This is a genomic window from Pseudomonas morbosilactucae, from assembly GCF_023241715.1.
Classification (GTDB): domain Bacteria; phylum Pseudomonadota; class Gammaproteobacteria; order Pseudomonadales; family Pseudomonadaceae; genus Aquipseudomonas; species Aquipseudomonas morbosilactucae.
The window spans coordinates 51,559-68,009 of record NZ_JALQCW010000069.1; the positions used below are offsets into that span (position 1 = coordinate 51,559).

12 protein-coding genes are annotated in these 16,451 nt (G+C 63.4%); 5 read left to right on the forward strand and 7 right to left on the reverse strand.

What is annotated here, in order from left to right; translation table 11 throughout:
• Positions 1 to 16: 16 nt before the first annotated feature.
• From M1B34_RS24440 to M1B34_RS24450, 3 genes are read right to left on the reverse strand one after another with little or no spacing between them, the layout of a single operon-like run.
• Entirely contained in the window at positions 17 to 574 is a 558-nt protein-coding gene (locus M1B34_RS24440) for a DUF4132 domain-containing protein (RefSeq protein ID WP_341870557.1), read from the reverse strand.
• Positions 556 to 3,393, reverse strand: coding sequence for a DUF4132 domain-containing protein (locus M1B34_RS24445; RefSeq protein ID WP_268266435.1), 2,838 nt, complete (start codon positions 3,391 to 3,393; stop codon positions 556 to 558). Before M1B34_RS24445 ends, M1B34_RS24440 begins: the two co-directional genes overlap by 19 nt.
• Complete coding sequence (locus tag M1B34_RS24450; RefSeq protein WP_268266436.1) at positions 3,390 to 3,683, reverse strand: hypothetical protein; 294 nt, start codon at positions 3,681 to 3,683, stop codon at positions 3,390 to 3,392. Before M1B34_RS24450 ends, M1B34_RS24445 begins: the two co-directional genes overlap by 4 nt.
• 294 nt (positions 3,684 to 3,977) lie before the next feature.
• Here M1B34_RS24450 and M1B34_RS24455 point away from each other — a divergent pair, with 294 nt between their 5' ends.
• The 3 genes from M1B34_RS24455 to M1B34_RS24465 all read left to right on the forward strand — a co-directional run bounded on the left by M1B34_RS24455 (position 3,978) and on the right by M1B34_RS24465 (position 7,974).
• The gene (locus M1B34_RS24455; RefSeq protein WP_123335131.1) at positions 3,978 to 4,484 is read left to right on the forward strand and encodes a sigma-70 family RNA polymerase sigma factor; all 507 of its coding nucleotides are present in this window, start codon (positions 3,978 to 3,980) and stop codon (positions 4,482 to 4,484) included.
• A complete protein-coding gene (locus tag M1B34_RS24460; protein ID WP_268266437.1) occupies positions 4,484 to 5,443 on the forward strand; it encodes a FecR domain-containing protein in 960 nt (319 codons plus the stop codon). Before M1B34_RS24455 ends, M1B34_RS24460 begins: the two co-directional genes overlap by 1 nt.
• Positions 5,444 to 5,550: 107 nt before the next feature.
• Positions 5,551 to 7,974, forward strand: a complete 2,424-nt coding sequence (locus tag M1B34_RS24465; RefSeq protein WP_268266438.1) for a TonB-dependent receptor — start codon at positions 5,551 to 5,553, stop codon at positions 7,972 to 7,974.
• Between the two features lie 160 nt (positions 7,975 to 8,134).
• On the opposite strand, the gene M1B34_RS24470 is transcribed toward M1B34_RS24465, so the two are convergent.
• The 4 genes from M1B34_RS24470 to M1B34_RS24485 form a co-directional block, all read right to left on the reverse strand.
• Positions 8,135 to 8,584 carry an ANTAR domain-containing protein gene (locus M1B34_RS24470; RefSeq protein WP_123335125.1) on the reverse strand — a complete coding sequence of 150 codons (450 nt, stop codon included), beginning with the start codon at positions 8,582 to 8,584 and terminating at the stop codon, positions 8,135 to 8,137.
• 174 nt (positions 8,585 to 8,758) lie between these two features.
• On the reverse strand, positions 8,759 to 11,527 hold the full coding sequence (gene mgtA, locus M1B34_RS24475) for a magnesium-translocating P-type ATPase (protein ID WP_268266439.1): 2,769 nt from the start codon (positions 11,525 to 11,527) through the stop codon (positions 8,759 to 8,761).
• A gap of 480 nt (positions 11,528 to 12,007) precedes the next feature.
• Positions 12,008 to 13,345 (reverse strand): lysine N(6)-hydroxylase/L-ornithine N(5)-oxygenase family protein, encoded by a 1,338-nt coding sequence (locus M1B34_RS24480; RefSeq protein ID WP_268266440.1) that lies wholly within the window; start codon positions 13,343 to 13,345, stop codon positions 12,008 to 12,010.
• Positions 13,346 to 13,476: 131 nt separating this feature from the next.
• On the reverse strand, positions 13,477 to 13,959 hold the full coding sequence (locus M1B34_RS24485; RefSeq protein WP_123335119.1) for a sigma-70 family RNA polymerase sigma factor: 483 nt from the start codon (positions 13,957 to 13,959) through the stop codon (positions 13,477 to 13,479).
• Between the two features lie 322 nt (positions 13,960 to 14,281).
• On the opposite strand from M1B34_RS24485, the gene M1B34_RS24490 reads away from it, so the two are divergent.
• The gene (locus M1B34_RS24490; protein WP_268263140.1) at positions 14,282 to 15,454 is read left to right on the forward strand and encodes an efflux RND transporter periplasmic adaptor subunit; all 1,173 of its coding nucleotides are present in this window, start codon (positions 14,282 to 14,284) and stop codon (positions 15,452 to 15,454) included.
• Positions 15,455 to 16,451 (forward strand): ATP-binding cassette domain-containing protein (locus M1B34_RS24495; protein ID WP_268266441.1); only part of this gene is annotated, 997 nt, incomplete at its 3' end.

Here is a 16,451-nt window from a genome sequence, read left to right on the forward strand (position 1 = left end):
CGATTCCTCTACGGCATCAATATTCACTTTTCTTTTCCCAGTCGGGGTCGAAACCTGTGCCCTGGGCGGCGATCAAGCGCAGGTCGTTGTAGCACTCGGACAGCAGGATGGTCGGTACCTCGGCCAGCGGCAGGCTGTAACCCTCGCTGTAGAAGGTCAGGTCCACCAGGGCCACGGTGCGATTGCTCTCGGGCAGCGGGTTGCCGGTAAAGCGGATGTCGGCCGACAGCCCGAGGCTGACAAAGAACTTTTCATAGGTGTAGAACCAGCCGGCATCCTCGGTCGCGCCCCGGGTGTAACCGAGCTTCAGGGCGCGGCTGCGCAGGGCGAAGGTTTCCAGCAGATGGCCCTTGAAGTCCTCGATGGAATGGGCGTCGCCCTGGCCTTCGGGCAATTGATAGACGCCCTTGCCCAACTGCTGGAACAGCGGCGCCACTTCATAGTCCACCAGGTGCTGCTGCCACTGGGCCAGAGCCTCGGCGCTCAACAGCGAATCGTGGGCCAGGCGCACCCGGGCCTCGTCGGCTAGGGTCAGCGGGTTGTCCTCGACATCGGTCAGGCTGCCATCGTCCAGCGGGCGGAAGCTGCCAGCACCTGCTCATCCTCGACCTGCACCCAGACCAGGCGCTGCAACAACCGGCGCATGATCGGGTGCTGGTTGAGGTACCGCTGCCAGTCGGCATAAGGCCATTCGCGCCCCGTGCACAGGGCTTCGTAAAGGCGCTCGGTCTGCTGCTTGACGAGGCTGGTCAGGGACTTCTTGGCGTTGGCGAATTGCTTCTTCGCTTCCTTGGCTTCGTCGGCATCGTCGTCCTGACGCGGGTCGGGCAAGGCGGCAATTTTTTTGCCATCGGGGTTGTACAACTCGATCTTGAAGTCGGCCAGCAAACGGGCGCTGAACACTCGCTCGCCGTAACTCAGCTCCAGCAGCCCGTTCTCGTCGAAACCGGCCGACGGCAAGGTGCGGTCAGCCAGTTCCGCCAGGGTCCAGTTTTTGCGTTCAGCCAAGGCCCGGGCCTGCAGGATGGCTTCTTCCTGAAAGCCTGCGGTGCGAAAGCGACTGGCAATGGACAGCAATAGCTGGGTCGCGGACGGGTGCTCGACCCAGGCCAGCATGGCGATCAGCGCCTTGCCCTGGGAGGCACGAGTGCCATAGAACTCCTTGAGGTAGCGCCCGGCCGGGGCCGCCGCCTCTGCACCGGCACAGGCTGCGACCACGGCCAGCAAGCCTTTGCTGGCGGCCGCCGAGCCTTGGGGCTGGCGCATGAAGCGCGGCAGGAAACTCGCGGTCAGCGCCTCCAGGCTCTTGCCCAGGTGCGGGCTGTCTTTGTAGTCGTCGGGGTAACGCTGGATGAAAAACAAGGTGTTCGAAGCATGGCGTTCGGCCAACTGCCGGGCCTCTTCCAGGGGGATCGGCCGGGTGTCTTCAGCAAGCCAGGCGTCCAGCACGAACTGGCCGAAACGCTCGCGGCCGCGTGGTTCGAACATCCCGCAGAAACGCCGCAACAAGGCCCCCGGCTGCGCCGATTTGAGCTTCACCGCCTGGGCCAGCAGGCCTTGGGCCGCCAGGGCCGGAACCGGCTCCTGGGTGTCGGCCCAACGCAGTTCGGGCAAGGCGTCCCAAGGGAACCAGGCCAGGTCCTTGGGCGCGCCCTTGGCCATGGCCTTGCTGGTGTCCGTGACCCATTGCTGACGGTCCAGGTACTGCTCCACCGGCTGACCGAGCTGTTCCAGGGCTTCGATCATGGCGGTGCGCACGCCATCGTTCTTGTCCTTCTTCAGCGCCTGCTCCAGGGCTGGGATGGCCGGTTTGTGGCCCAGGTTGCCGAGCCATTTGGTGGCCAACAGCTTGACCTCGGACTTGCCTGAGCCCAGGGCGGCAATCAGGTGCGCCTCTTTGCCCGGCAGCCGCTCCAGGGCACGCTGGGCCTGGACCCGCTCTCCCTGGTTGGAGCCCAGGGCGATCTCGAACAGGCGGCTGACCAACTGCGGCGGGGGCGGCGTCATCTTGACGATGCCGCGGTACAGCGAGTCGGTGGAATACACCTCAAGGTCAATCAGCGCCTGCTCCAGCCAAGCCACGTGCAAGGCAAAATACGGCGCCACGGCCTCGGCGTCCCACGCCTGGGCCAGGGCACCGTTAAAGCACTCAAGCAACAGGACGTCACCGCTGCGGCCACTGTCTTCGAGCCTCTGGGCCAGGGCCATCAGGCTCAGAGACGGGTCCTGCTCATGCACCCGGTCAAAGGTCGAGCAGGCGATGTTCTTCAGGCGACCTTCGTCGTTGCTCAGGAAGTGGCAGAAATCCAGGACCTTGAACGCCATCGCTGCGCTCAAGTCATCACTGTCAGCGAACGCCTCCAGCGCCGAACGGGAGAAATACTCGCTCGGGTCCGGCAGTGAACGCCCGGCTGGCGGCACCGCCTGCGACGAGGCGAGGAACGCCTTGAGCTGGCTCAGCGCCTCGGCGCTGTAGACGGGCCACAGGTCCAGCTCGTCAGCGGATTTACCCTGCGCCGACGTCGCGTTGGACTCAATCTTGTGCTGGTTGTATTGCTCAATCGGTTCATTGAGATCCGCCCACAGTTGGTCGAGCACCTCGACCCGTTCCGGCGTCATGGGCACCGCCCAGTCAATCACCGCACCGCTGTACTGGACCGGCCCCTGCTCGGCCGCAGGCTCGGCGGCCCACTCAGCCAGCAGCCCGCGCACCGAGGCCGCGCGGTCGGCCTCGGCCAGGGCGCGGGCCTCGGCGCGCAGTGCCCCATCCTCCAGCTGGTTGGCCAGGGCCCACAGCAGGCGCAAAGCATGGCCACGCTGATCGGGCTTGCCGGCCTGGATCATCTGGCTCAAGGGTTGCAGGGCGCCACGCTGGCAGTGCAGCAACAGAGGCGCGGCCTGTTCACGCACCTCTTTGTTGCCGCCACAGGCCATTTCACACAGCTCCCCGGCCATGCGGGTCATCACCGGCGGATCGAGGTCGGTCATCAGGTTCATGACCTGGAACTTGAGGTACATGTCACCCGCCAGCAGCAACGGCCGCAACGCCTCGACATGGCGCAGCACCCATTGCGAATAGCCGTCCATGTAAGGCACCAGGTAAATGCCATAACCCGGGCGATAGGCGTCGTTGGAACCGCTGAAACAAGCGGTCAGCAGCGCCGAGGGCGGCAGGTGCGCCTCCAGCAACAGGGCTTCCATCAAGGGCGCGCTGATACGCTGGATGATCCGCGTCTCGTCGGTCTGGGGGTCGCGAAACAGCTCGACGCTATGGGTCAGGAGCAGTTCCGGCCAATGGCAACCGTCGTCCATGGCGATCCCGAAACGATGGGCCGGGCAGGCCTCCAGCACCCGTGCCCAGCGCAGCAGCTGGGCCGGATCGACATCGGTCATATCGTGATACAGCCGCGGCCCGAGACTGCGACCCGGCAGGCGTGCCCGCGCAGCACATTGAGGTAATTGGCGACCGCGTAGCGCTGCCCCAGCTCGGCCAGCACTTGCGGGCCATCGCCCTGGCGCACGTAGGTCAGGATCGCTTCGGCCAGACCGGGCCGGCCGCCGTCCTCGGGCAACTGGTCAAGGGGCGCAAGGTAGGTCTGCAGGCGTTGCAGCCAAACGCTGGTCGTCGCTTCGGCCGGCGCTGCGCCGGTCCCACCCAATACCTTGCCAATCCATTTGAGCATCTGTCGTCCTGTTCACTGAGGGTCCATTTCGGGCTCGCAGGGTATAACACAATGCCCATGGACGGCAGGGGGGGCGGCATGCTCGGCCAACGCTCTGGACCGCGCACCAGCGACATTGGTTTGCCAGGAATGGATGCCGAGCGGGGCCGCAACCCATGATCAATGCCGGCGAAGTTCAACGGTCCCGCAGGCCTGCACGGGTGCCGCTTGCCAGGGCTCGGTCCGCGCCACTAGAATGCGATCAATTCTTAATTACACTCAGGCCTGGATGCCCGAACCGAGTCCCAGCCCCCCATGCCTCCCGCTGACCCGCCCCTCAATCAACAGATCCACACCCTCTATAGCGAACACCACGGCTGGCTGCAGGCGTGGCTCAAGCGCAAGTTGGGCAATGCCTGGGATGCGGCGGACCTGGCCCATGACACCTTCCTGCGCCTGCTCAGCCGCCCGCTGACCCGGCCCCTGGGTCATGAGCCCCGGGCGCTGCTGACCCACATTGCCAAAGGCTTGGTGGTGGACCGCTGGCGGCGCCAGGACGTGGAGCGCGCGTACCTGGAAACCATCGCGCACCTGCCGGTCGAAGAGGTGCCCGGCCCGGAAACCCGCCTGCTGATACTGGAGGCGCTGTGGCGCATCGAAGCCCTGCTGCGGGAGATGCCGGCGGCCACCCGTGAAGCGTTCCTGCTGTCGCAGATCGAGGGCCTGACTTACCCACAGATCGCCGCCCGGCTGGACCTGTCGCTGATCACGGTCAAACGCTACATGCGCAGTGCCTTCATCACCTGCCTGAGCGTGGCCTGATGAACCCGAACAGCATTGACCCGCAGATCCTCGGCGAGGCCGCCGACTGGCTGGTGCAATTGCATTCCGGCACCGCCACTGCCGAAGATCATCAGGCGATCCAGCAATGGCGTAGCCGCAGCGCCGCCCATGCCCAAGCCTGGCTGCGGGCCGAGGCGATCCTTGGTGACTTGCGCAATGTTCCTGCCGGCATCGCCGTGCAAACCCTGCAACGGGCCGAACGTCGCGACGGCTTGAGTCGGCGCCAGACCCTCACCCGCCTCGGACTGTTGCTGCTTGCCGGCCCCGTGGGCATTGCCTGCCAGCAAGTGTCGTGGGAGCAATGGACCGCCGACCAGCGCACCGCCGTCGGCGAACAGAAAAACCTGCAACTGCCCGATGGTTCGCACCTGCTGCTCAACACCGACAGTTCCCTGGACATCGCCTTCAACGCCCAAGAGCGCCGGGTCCGCTTGCTCACCGGGGAAGTGCTGATCAGCACCGCCCAGGACCCCGGCAACCGCCCCTTTATTGTGCAAACCCCGCAAGGCACGGCCCGGGCCCTAGGCACCCGGTTCTGCGTGCGGATCAACGGCGTACGCAGCCAGGTCTCGGTGCTTGAGGGCGCGGTGCAAGTCAGGCCGCAACAGCTGGGCGAGCAAGCCCTGATCAACGCCGGCGAACGCCTGAGTTTCAAAAGTGATCGACTCGACCCGCTGGAACCCTTCGCCGCCAGCAGCCTGACCTGGGACAAAGGCATGCTGATGGCCAACAACCTGCGCTTGGCGGAACTGCTCGACGAGCTCTCGCGCTATCGCCCCGGAGTCTTACGCTGCGCCAGCGAAGTGGCCGAGATCAGGGTTTCCGGAGCGTTCCCCCTGCGTGACACCGAGGCCAGCCTGGGGTTGCTGCAAGACACCCTGCCGTTGCGGGTCAGCCGCCTGACGCGCTTCTGGGTGTCGGTGGACGCCGCCAGCTGATTCTCACGCTCGAAAAATAAATACGCGGTGGCTGATACCTTTTTCCGTCTCGTTCGGTGAGTGGAATAACCCCCCCCCTTATTCCACGCGTTGCACAGGAACCCCGAATGACTCCCAGGCCCCTGCATTCATTGACTGTTTTCCCCCTCAAGGCCCTGGGCCTGTCCGTGACCCTGGCGCTGGGTGCCCTGCTACCGACCGCGCAAAGCCTGGCCGCCGAGGACAGCTCGGCCAGCGTCCAGCGCTACGCCATCGCTCCCGGCCCCTTGAACCAGGTGCTGGCGCAATTCGCCGCCAGCGCCGGGGTGCCGCTGTCATTCGACCCGGCCTTGCTGGGCAATCGCCAAAGCAGCGGCTTGCAGGGTGAATACAACGTGCAGGAGGGTTTTGCCCGCTTGTTGCAACGCAGCGGCCTGAGCCTGAGCAGCGGCGCCAACGGCTACACCCTGGTGCCCCAGGCCAGCGACGGCGCCCTGGAATTGGGAGCGACCACCGTCAGCGCCCAAGCCGACGACGGCGATGACAGCTACGCCGGCGGCCAAGTGGCCCGGGGCGCACGCCTGGGCGTGCTGGGCAACCAGCAACTCAAGGATGTGCCTTTCAGCGTCACTGCCTTCACCGCCAAGACCATCGCCGACCAACAGGCCCAGACCGTGGGCGACGTGTTGCTCAACGACGCATCGGTGCGCCAGTCTGCCGGCTTCGGCAACTTTTCCCAGGTGTTCATGATTCGCGGCCTGCCCCTGAACGGCGATGACATTTCCTATAACGGTCTCTACGGCGTGCTGCCCCGGCAGATCATCGCCACCGAAGCCCTGGAGCGGGTGGAACTGTTCAAGGGTCCGAATGCTTTCGTCAACGGCGTCACCCCCGGTGGCAGCGGCATCGGCGGCGGGGTCAACCTGCAACCCAAGCGCGCCGGCGACACCCCGACCCGCAGCGTGACCCTGGACAGCAACGGCAGCGGCCGCACTGGCGGGCACATCGACCTAGGCCAACGCTTTGGCGAAGACCAGCGCTTCGGCGCGCGGCTCAACCTGTTGCAACGCGAAGGCCAGACCCGTATCGACGACGAAGACCAGCGTTCGACCCTGGCCACCCTGGGCCTGGACTATCGCGGTGAGCGCCTGCGACTGTCAGCGGACGTGGGCTACCAGAAGCAAGTCATCAATCAGGGGCGCCCGGTGGTCTACCTGGCCAGCACCCTGGACAAAGTGCCCCACGCGCCGTCTGCCAAGGGCAACTACGCCCAAAGCTGGAGCTACTCGCAACTGGAAGACACCTTCGGCATGGCTCGGGCCGAATACGATTTCAGCGACAACTGGACCGGCTACGTGGCTGGCGGTGCCAAGCACACACGGGAGAACGGTGTGTATTCCTCGCTCACCCTCAACGACCTGGCCGGCAACGGCCGTGGCGGCATGCTGTACTCGCCCCACGACGAGGATAACCAGAGCTTGATGGCCGGCCTCAATGGTCGGGTGCAGACCGGGCCGATCAGCCATCAACTGAACCTCGGCCTCGCGGGCATGTGGGGCGAACAGCGCTCGGCCTTCGAAAACATCGGCGCCGCCTCCCGTTACTTCAACAACATTTATCACCCAACGCCCCAGCCGCGCCCGACGCCGACCTCATTCGGCAGCGACATCCACGACCCACGCATTGTCGGCAAGAACCAGCTCAAGAGCGCGGCCCTCTCCGACACCCTGGGCTTCATCGATGACCGGGTTCTGCTGACCCTGGGCCTGCGCCGGCAATCCATAAGCGTCGATGGCTGGAACACCACCAGCGGCGCCCGTACCGCCCGCTACCAGGAGTCCATCACCACGCCGGTCTATGGGCTGGTGCTCAAGCCCTGGGAATATGTGTCGTTCTACGCCAACCGCATCGAAGGCCTGGCCAAGGGGCCAACCCCACCGACCAGCGCCAGCAACAACCAGGACACTTTCCCTCCGGTACGCAGCAAACAAGTGGAAGCCGGGGTACGCCTGGACATGGACACCTTCGGCGGCAGCCTGGGGGTGTATCGCATCGAGCAGCCGTCCAGCTACACCCAGGACGGAATCTTCCGGGTCGACGGCCAGCAATTGAACAAGGGCGTGGAACTCAGCCTGTATGGCGAGCCCCTGCGCGGCCTGCGCCTGCTGGGCGGTGCCACGGTTATGAAGACCCGCATCGACGGCAGCGTCAACGGCGTCAATGACGGCAACCGCGCGGTGGGCGTGCCGAGCTTCCAGTTGAACATCGGGGCGGACTGGGACGTGCCGGGAGTTGAAGGCGCCGCCCTGAGTGCACGCATGCTGCGCACCGGCGGCCAGTACGTGAACGCCAGCAACAGCTTGAGCCTGCCCACCTGGAACCGCTTCGACCTCGGCTCACGCTACCGTTTCAAGCTGGATGAAAAGGACATCACCCTGCGAGCCAACCTGGAAAACGTGGCTAACACGGCCTACTGGGCCTCGGCCAACGGCGGCTACCTGACCCAAGGTACACCGCGCACCCTGAAAGTCTCGGCGACCCTGGACTTCTAAGGCGGCGCATGGCCGGGCTGCGAGCCCGACCACCTGAAACGCCCACGCTCCCGAAGGAGGCCGTGGGGGGCAGAGTTTGGAACGTCGAGCTTCAAGCCTGAAGCTTGAAGCTTGAAGCTTGAAGCTTGAAGCTCCGAGCTTGCAGCTTAACGCTTAACGCTTAACGCGACAGCATCCTCCAGCCCTGATGCAAGGCCGGTATCCAGCTCACCTCGTGGGTCACGCCACGAACCTGCGGGGGGTCCACCCGGGCCATCAGGCGCTTGAGGGCTTGCGCGTCAGGCAAGCGCGCCGGGCTGATCTGGACCTTGCTGCGCAGGTTGAACGAAGGTGGCGATAACGCCTGGCCGTCATAGACCAGAGCATGACCGACTTGCGGGTTGTTCAGGCAAAACGCCAGGAGGTCGAGCCCGGACGGTGCGCCCAGGGAGGCGTTGACAATCAGCAGATCGAAGGGCTCGCACCCGTACTCCACCAGACTCAACAGTTCTTCAAGGCTGTGCACCGGCGCGATGCGGTAATAGCCCATCTGGTTCAACGTTCTCTCGATTCTCATCCGATAAAAATGCTGCTCATCGGCAATCAGGATACGCAGCGCTTTGTTTGCCATGTTGATAACCCTGTGTAGTCAAATCCGGGCCCGCGGATGCCAGCCTTCTGCATAACGGCAAAAGGCTAAGGACATCGCGGATTACTGGCTTTAGGAACATTCTTAAAACCGCGCCTGAATACCCGCCCGGCCGCTGTACGGTCCAGCCGCCAGGCAGAGGCGCGGCAACAGCCCCTATTGCCAGCCGAAGCGCCGGACGTAAAAGCCTTTGACCGCCTGGGTCAGGGCCATGTACGCCAGCAGGATCAACGGCAGGAACACAAAGTACAGCGACGGCAACGCCTGCAATTTGAAGTAGTGCGCCAGCGGCCCCATCGGCAGGAAGATCCCCACGGCCATGATGATCCCGGTCATCACCATCAGCGGCAGGGCCGCGCGGCTTTGCAGGAACGGAATCTTCGGCGTGCGGATCATGTGCACGATCAGGGTCTGGGTCAGCAGCCCCACCACGAACCAGCCGGACTGGAACAGCGTCTGGTGGTCCGGGGTATTGGCGTCGAAGACGTACCACATCAAGGCAAAGGTGGTGATGTCGAAGATCGAGCTGATGGGCCCGAAAAACAGCATGAACCGTCCCACATCCCCGGGCTGCCAGCGCTGGGGTTGCTTGAGCATTTCCTCGTCGACGTTATCGAACGGAATGGCGATCTGGGAAATGTCATACAGCAGGTTCTGCACCAGCAAATGCATCGGCAACATCGGCAGGAACGGGATAAAGGCGCTGGCCACCAGCACCGAGAACACGTTGCCGAAATTGGAGCTGGCGGTCATCTTGATGTACTTGAGCATGTTGGCGAAGGTCCGGCGTCCTTCCAGCACGCCCTCCTCCAGCACCATCAGGCTCTTTTCCAGGAGGATGATGTCGGCGGCTTCCTTGGCGATGTCCACCGCGCTGTCCACGGAAATGCCGATGTCGGCGGTGCGCAGCGCCGGGGCGTCGTTGATGCCGTCGCCCATGAACCCCACCACGTGACCGTTGGCCTTGAGCAGGCGAACGATGCGTTCCTTGTGGGTCGGCGTCAGCTTGGCGAACACGTTAGTGGTCTCCACCGCCTTGGCCAGCGCCTCGTCGCTCATGCCCTCAATGTCGTTGCCCAGCAGCAGGCCTTGTTGCTCCAGGCCCACTTCACGGCAAATCTTCGCCGTGACCCGCTCGTTGTCGCCGGTCAGCACTTTCACCGCTACGCCATGCTCGGCCAGGGCCTTGAGCGCCGGGGCAGTGCTTTCCTTGGGCGGATCGAGAAAGGCCACGTAGCCGATCAGCGTCAGTTCCTGCTCATCGGCCAGGCTGTAGGTATCGCGCCCCTCCAGCATCGGCCGCGCCGCCACCGCCACCACACGCAGCCCCTCTTCATTGAGCGCCGCAGTCACCTGACGAATCCGCTCCAGCAACGTGTCGGTCAAGGCCTCTTCAGCCTCACCGTGACGCACCCGCTGGCACACCGCCAGGACCTCTTCCACCGCCCCTTTGCAGATCAACAGATGCGGACGGTCCTTCTCGGCCACCACCACCGACATGCGCCGCCGGGTGAAGTCGAACGGGATCTCGTCGACCTTCTGGAAAGCCGTGCCGACCTTGAGTTCGCGGTGCACTTCCACATGCTCCAGCACTGCCACGTCCAGCAGGTTTTTCAGCCCGGTCTGGTAGTAGCTGTTGAGGTAGGCCATCTCCAGCACGTCATCGGAGTCCTCGCCCCAGACGTCCACATGCCGCGCCAGGAAGATCTTGTCCTGGGTCAGGGTGCCGGTCTTGTCGGTGCACAGCACGTCCATGGCGCCGAAGTTCTGGATCGCGTCCAAGCGCTTGACGATGACCTTCTTGCGCGACAGGAACACCGCCCCCTTGGCCAGGGTCGAGGTGACAATCATCGGCAGCATTTCCGGGGTCAGGCCCACGGCAATCGACAGGGCGAACAACAGCGCCTCCATCCAGTCGCCCTTGGTGAAACCGTTGATGAACAACACCAGCGGCGCCATGACGAACATAAAGCGGATCAGCAGCCAGCTGACCTTGTTGACCCCACTCTGGAACGACGTGGGCGCGCGGTCGGTGGCACTGACACGCTGGGCCAGGGCACCGAAATAGGTGCTGTTGCCGGTGGTGAGGATCACCGCCGTGGCCGAACCGGACACCACGTTGGTGCCCATGAACAGGATGTTGTCCAGGTCCAGGGGGTTGCTGGTGTCGGCGTCCTGCTGGCGAGGAAATTTCTCCACCGGCATGGACTCACCGGTCATCGCCGCCTGGCTGACGAACAAATCCTTGGCGCTGAGCACCCGGCAATCGGCGGGAATCATGTCCCCGGCCGACAGCACAATCAGGTCCCCCGGCACCAGTTGCTTGATCGGCAGCTCGATTCGCTGAGCCCCCTGGCTGGCAGCGGCCGCCCCCTGGAAACGGCCAAACACCGGCGGCGTCGCCTGGGCAGCGGCACCGCTGCGCATCACCGTGGCGGTGTTGCTGACCATGGCCTTCAAGGCATCGGCGGCCTGGTTCGACTTGGCCTCCTGCCAGAAACGCAGCAGGGTCGAGAGCACCACCATGGAGAAAATCACCGTGGCGGCCTTCATGTCCTCGGTCAGCCAGGAAATCACCGCCAACAAAGTCAGCAGCAGGTTGAAGGGGTTTTTATAGCAGTGCCACAGGTGCACCCAGGCTGGCAGCGGCTGCTCGTGCTCGACCTCATTAAGGCCATGTCGCTCGCGCAGCGCGGCAGCTTCCGCCTCGCTCAAGCCGTCACTGTGACTGCCCAATTGGTCCAGCAGCGCTGACGCATCGCTGTTGGCCGCCACCACCAGGGTGTGCGCCAGGGTGGGCGGCACATCGCGACTGACGCTGGCGTCACTGAAGTTTTCCAGCAACGCCAGGCGGCGAAAATGGCGGGCGAAATGCCGGGTCCGCAGAAAGCCGGCAAAGAACTCTTTCAAGAGGGTGAGGTTCATGGCTGTGTCCCCTGACGATCAGCTCAGAAAGACCCGCAGCAGGTACCGCACCCGTCGTGCCGACCGGCATGACAGGCGAGTTCGTAGCGCGACGATGACGGGCATCGCGCACTGTTCAGTGTCGTAGAGAGAGGCGTCGGGAGGCCGGCCGTAAGGGCCGTGATCGGGATGCCGCTGCTCGCTGTTACGGCGAGGCAACGACAGACAAAGAGCTGCGCGTTAGCTTGCCGGGAAGGTGCCGGTTAACAAAACCGGCCGACTACTGTCACTCGAACAAGTACCCACTCTGGGTCTCCGCTTGGTTGAAAACGGGCGAAGCTTACGCCGCGCTATTGGCCGAGTAAATCGCCTGGGGAGCTCCGCGAGGGGGAATTGAACGGTTCTTCAGCGAGGGTTCAGGAATGGCAGGATGAGGGCGAAAAAAAGCCGGCCAGCCGCCCCTGCCGAATCAAGGCAGGGACCGGCTGGCCGGTGCACGAATCAGCTGGCGGTGGCCAACAACACGTCATGCACCGAGCGGCTGTGACCGCGGGATTTGCCGTGTTCGTACAAGGACGCGGCGATTTCCTCGGCCCGGATCGGCAGTACCGACAGCAAGGTATCGCTCAGGCCATGGCTGGCCTGGCTGAAGCCCTGCATGTAGATGCCGGCTTTGCAGCGCTCGTCGGTGATGACCCGGTAGTTGCGGTCCACTTCGAAGTCACCCAGGTAGTCTGCCAATGGCGCCAGCAACTGGCGGTGGGTCTGCCGCTCGTAACCGGTGGCCAGGACGACCGCGTCGTAATGACGAACGCTACGCTCCCCCGTGGCCTTGTTCACCAGCACCAACTCAATGCCCTGTTCAGTGGCGTTGGCTTGTTCGATGGTGGTCAGGGTACGGAAGACATGGCGGGCAATACCGGAGACTTTCTGCCGGTAGAAAATCCCATAGATGCGTTCGATCAAGTCGATGTCCACCACCGAATAGTTGGTGTTGTGGTACTCGTTGACCAAACGTTCGCGCTCACCGCTCGCCTGCTGGAACACCAGGTCGGTGAACTCGGGAGAAAACACTTCGTTGACGAAGGGGCTGTCGTCCGCCGGCTTCAGCGCCGAGCCGCGAATGATCATGTCCACTTTTACCGAGGGGAAGCTGTCGTTGAGGTCGATAAAGGCTTCCGCCGCGCTCTGCCCGCCGCCGATGATGGCGATGTTCATCGGTTTGCCGGCCACGCATGGCTGCTGGGCCATGCGCTCCAGGTACTGGGAATGGTGGAACACCCGAGGATCGCCCTTGAGGCCCTTGAAGGTCTCGGGAATCTGCGGCGTGCCACCGGCGCTGACTACCACGGCACGGCTGGTGCGCACAAATTCTTCGCCCTGGGCATCGCGGGAAATCACTCGCAGTGCCTCGACTTGCTGGTTGTGCAACACCGGCTCGATGGCCAGCACTTCTTCGCCGTAACGGCTCTGCTCCTGGAAGTGCCCGGCGACCCAACGCAGGTAATCGTTGAACTCCATGCGGCAGGGGTAAAAAGTGCCGAGGTTGATGAAGTCCACCAGGCGCCCGTGGTGTTTCAAGTAGTTGACGAAGGAATAAGGGCTGCTGGGATTGCGCAGGGTCACCAGGTCCTTGAGGAAGGAAATCTGCAACTCGCTCTGGGTGACCAAGGTGTTGCCATGCCAGCGGTAGTCGGCCTGCTTGTCGAGAAACAGCGCATCCAGCGGACCCTGTCGCTGGCCACGCTCTTCAAGCGCGATGGCCAAGGCCAGGTTAGAGGGGCCGAAGCCGATACCAATCAAGTCGTGAACGATGGCCGATGCAATTGCCTGTGTCATTTCCAGTGTCCTCTGGATGAGCCCCTCAAGGCGGGGAGAAAGCGCCAATGACCTGACCGGCCCGGGGGTGGGACAGCAAGTCGTCTGCTCAGAGGAACGAGGACAGTGAAACAAAATTTAACCAACGGGGATCAGTGGATGTCCCACTGACGAATACGAACACGGCAATGCTTCATCGCGTTGACGATGTGTTTTTCCACAAGACTGCGCGAAATTCCCAGGCGTTCGGCGATTTCCGGATGGGACAAGCCTTCGAGTTTTCGCAGTAGAAAACTCTGTCGGCACAACGTCGGCAACTCTGCCAGGGCGCGCTGCAACATATCCAGGCGCTGGTTGTGATCGATGCTGGTATGGGGCGACGGTGCAAAAAAACGCTCATCGGCGTCAAGCACATCCAGGGATTCGATCTGACGCAAGGCATTGCGCCGATGCCCATCGATCACCAGGTTCAACGCCGTACGGTACAGAAACGCCCTGGGTTGCTGGATCGGCGTATCGCTGGCGCGCTCCAGCACTCGGACATAAGCGTCATGCACCACATCTTCTGCCGCCTGCTGGTTGCCCAGCCTGGCGTTAAGGAAACTCATCAGCTCGCGATAGTAGTTTTCCAACATGACTCCCGAGCGCCCTGGTGGCGACGTCTGTCCTTGAGCAAGACCGGCCATGGCCGGCAGACCGGCAGTACGATGATGGCAGATTAGAAGTGGTGTAATTTATAGTAATTCTCATATAGATTTAAAGCATCACGTCGATTTGACGCTTTTATTTTACTTTTCCACACCTGTAACCCTATGTGTCCTGGCTTAAATTCCCCTCCAGGCTTCTCGTTTACCTGACAGCTTCCCGTGTCTGCCGCTCCTGCGGTGGCGTGCGGCACCCCCTGTTTGAGGGTGCGTAGTTGCACGACGGGCCGATTTACAATGGCCGGAACCCTGCATGAAACGTCCCCGATTCGCCCGACGCGCCCTGCTTGCCGCACTTTGCCTGATTCCCGTTTTCGCCCTTACCGCCTGGCAATTCATCCCAGCGGGGCGCGATAGCCTGACCACCGTGACAGTGACCCGGGGCGACATTGAAAGCAGCGTGACGGCCATTGGCACCCTGCAACCCCGTCGTTATGTCGACGTGGGCGCCCAAGCCTCCGGGCAAATCCATAAGATCAATGTGGAGGTGGGTGACCAGGTCAAGGAAGGCCAGTTGCTGGTGGAGATCGACCCCTCGACCCAGCAGGCCAGACTCGATGCCGGCCGCTATTCCATTGAAAACCTGCAAGCCCAGTTGCAGGAGCAACGCGCCCTGAACGAGCTGGCCCGGCAGAAATCCCAACGCCAACAAAACCTTGCCGCCGGTGGCGCGACCCGAGAGGAAGACGTGCAAACAGCACGCGCCGAACTCAAGGCCACCCAGGCCCGTATCGACATGTTCCAGGCGCAGATTCGCCAGGCCCAGGCCAGCCTCCGTAGTGACCAGGCTGAGCTGGGCTACACCCGCATCTATGCCCCCATGAGCGGCACGGTGGTGGCCCTGGATGCCCGGGAAGGCCAAACCCTCAACGCCCAACAGCGAACCCCATTGATTTTGCGCATCGCCAAACTGTCGCCCATGACGGTCTGGGCAGAGGTTTCGGAAGCCGATATCGGTCAGGTCAAACCCGGCATGCAAGCCTACTTCACCACCCTCAGTGGCGGCTCCCGTCGATGGAGCAGCACGGTGCGGCAAATTCTTCCGGTACCGCCCAAGCCCCTGGATGAAAGCAACCAGGGCGGCGGTAGCCCAACCAGTAGTAGCAAGAACGGCGGCGGCCGCGTGGTGCTCTACACCGTACTGCTGGACGTGGATAACCCCGACGGTGCGCTGATGGCGGAAATGACCACCCAGGTGTTTTTCGTTGCCGAACGAGCACAGAACGTGCTCACCGCGCCAATTTCCGCGCTGAACTATGGCAAGCAGGCCGACCATCGCCTGGTCCAGGTCGTGGCGGAAAATGGCACCGTCCAGGACCGCGAGGTTCGCACCGGTGTCAGCGATCGCTTGCGCGTGCAAATCCTCGACGGCCTTGAGGAAGGCGACCACCTGCTGATCAGCCCCAACACCGGCACCGGAGGCTGAATGCCAACCCCACTGATCGACCTGCGAGACATCCGCAAATCCTACGGCGGCATCGACACCCCGCGGGTGGATGTCCTGCGCGGTATCAGCCTGTCGATCCAGGCTGGCGAGTTCGTGGCCATCGTTGGCGCCTCGGGCTCTGGCAAATCGACCCTGATGAACATCCTCGGTTGCCTCGACCGCCCCACCAGCGGTGACTACCTGTTTGCCGGCGAGCACGTGGCCAACCTAGAGGGTGACGAACTGGCCTGGTTGCGCCGCGAAGCCTTCGGTTTCGTATTCCAGGGCTACCACCTGATCCCCTCGGGCTCGGCCCAGGAAAACGTCGAAATGCCGGCCATCTACGCCGGCACGCCGGCCGCCGAGCGCCACGCCCGCGCCGCCGCCCTGCTCACCCGCCTGGGCCTGGCCGAGCGTACCGGTAATCGCCCTCATCAACTTTCCGGCGGCCAACAGCAACGGGTGTCCATCGCTCGTGCACTGATGAACGGCGGCCATATCATTCTTGCCGACGAGCCCACCGGCGCCCTGGACAGCCACAGCGGCACCGAGGTCATGGCCCTGCTCGACGAGTTGGCCGAGCAAGGCCATGTGGTGATCCTCATCACCCACGACCGCGAAGTGGCCGCGCGGGCCAAGCGCATCATCGAGATCCGCGACGGCGAGATCATCAGCGACAGCCTCCAGGACGGCGCCCCGCGCAACACCCCGGACAACGGCCAGGCCCTGCAAGCGGTAGACCTGCGCCAACGCCTGAATGACGGCAGCGAACACAACGGCGCCTGGAAAGGCGAACTGCTGGATGCAATCAAGGCGGCCTGGCGGGTCATGTGGATCAATCGCTTCCGCACCGCCCTGACCCTGCTCGGCATCATCATCGGGGTCGCCTCGGTGGTGGTGATGCTGGCGGTCGGTGAAGGCAGCAAGCGCCAGGTCATGGCCCAAATGGGCGCCTTCGGCTCCAACATCATTTACCTCAACGGCAAGCCCCCCGCGC

Bases quoted from the DNA above. Each gene is read 5' to 3' on its own strand.
- M1B34_RS24445 (WP_268266435.1), bottom strand. From the start codon at position 3,393: ATGACCGATGTCGATCCGGCCCAGCTGCTGCGCTGGGCACGGGTGCTG.
- M1B34_RS24450 (WP_268266436.1), bottom strand. From the start codon at position 3,683: ATGCTCAAATGGATTGGCAAGGTATTGGGTGGGACCGGCGCAGCGCCG.
- M1B34_RS24455 (WP_123335131.1), top strand. From the start codon at position 3,978: ATGCCTCCCGCTGACCCGCCCCTCAATCAACAGATCCACACCCTCTAT.
- M1B34_RS24460 (WP_268266437.1), top strand. From the start codon at position 4,484: ATGAACCCGAACAGCATTGACCCGCAGATCCTCGGCGAGGCCGCCGAC.
- M1B34_RS24465 (WP_268266438.1), top strand. From the start codon at position 5,551: ATGACTCCCAGGCCCCTGCATTCATTGACTGTTTTCCCCCTCAAGGCC.
- M1B34_RS24470 (WP_123335125.1), bottom strand. From the start codon at position 8,584: ATGGCAAACAAAGCGCTGCGTATCCTGATTGCCGATGAGCAGCATTTT.
- mgtA (WP_268266439.1), bottom strand. From the start codon at position 11,527: ATGAACCTCACCCTCTTGAAAGAGTTCTTTGCCGGCTTTCTGCGGACC.
- M1B34_RS24480 (WP_268266440.1), bottom strand. From the start codon at position 13,345: ATGACACAGGCAATTGCATCGGCCATCGTTCACGACTTGATTGGTATC.
- M1B34_RS24485 (WP_123335119.1), bottom strand. From the start codon at position 13,959: ATGTTGGAAAACTACTATCGCGAGCTGATGAGTTTCCTTAACGCCAGG.
- M1B34_RS24490 (WP_268263140.1), top strand. From the start codon at position 14,282: ATGAAACGTCCCCGATTCGCCCGACGCGCCCTGCTTGCCGCACTTTGC.